1 protein-coding gene and 1 pseudogene are annotated in these 860 nt (G+C 68.0%); both read left to right on the forward strand.

Going from position 1 to position 860, the window contains the following annotated elements; all coding sequences use genetic code 11:
* Positions 1-352, forward strand: a pseudogene (locus FVW27_RS17485) (thiamine-phosphate kinase); the annotation flags it as partial.
* 193 nt (positions 353-545) lie between these two features.
* Positions 546-860: TrmO family methyltransferase domain-containing protein (locus FVW27_RS17490; RefSeq protein ID WP_167127644.1), on the forward strand; the 315-nt coding region annotated here is incomplete at its 3' end.

The raw sequence follows: 860 nt of genomic DNA on the forward strand, positions 1-860 counted from the left end.
CGACGCGCGCATCGCGCTCATGGACGTGTCCGACGGCCTTGCACGCGACCTGCCCCGGCTCATCGGCGCGGACCGGGGCAGCGGCCTTGGCGCGGAACTGGCCATGGACGCCGAAGCCCTGCCCGGCGAGGTGCGCGCCTACGCCCTGGCCAACGATCTGGACCCCGTGGACATGGCCTTCACCGGTGGTGAGGACTACGCCCTGCTGGGCTGCTGCCGCCCGGCCATGTTCGATGCGGTGCGCGCCGCCGTGTCCGGCCTGATCCCGCTGGGGCTGGTCACCGCCGATGGCATGGTGCTGGTCAATGGTGATCTGCCTGCGTCCGTCGGATTCGACCATTTTTCGGGGTAAGAGGCGGGGCAAGTTTTTTGGACGCCTCCGGCGGCCAAGGACGGCAGCCGTTATGCGAGGTTTCGAGCATTACGGATGGCGATCGCAAAGCGGCTGTGGCCCCTTGGAACCCCATTGGGGGGCGTTTTGCTAGATTGATCAAGCATTTTACGTGGTTACTGTCACAGCAGCGGGAAGTCAAGGAGCGGAGCATATGGACACCACCCTGCGGCCCATCGGCGTCATCGTGTCGCCGCTTACCGAGCTTTCGCAGTGCCCCAAGCAGGGCGACGAAGGCGCGCCCGAAGCGTGGGTGGAGATTGCCGCGCCCTACGTGCCCGGCCTGGACACCCTGACGCCGGGCCTGTCCCTGACCCTGCTCACCTGGTTGCACCGCGCCGATCGCGACGTGTTGTCTGTGCATCCGCGTGGCGACACGCGCCGCCCCAGGCGCGGCGTGTTCAACACCCGCTCGCCCGCCCGGCCCAACCCGGTGGGCCTGCACGAGGTGCGCCTGCTGGAACTGGCC

The organism is Nitratidesulfovibrio liaohensis (assembly GCF_011682075.1).
Classification (GTDB): domain Bacteria; phylum Desulfobacterota; class Desulfovibrionia; order Desulfovibrionales; family Desulfovibrionaceae; genus Cupidesulfovibrio; species Cupidesulfovibrio liaohensis.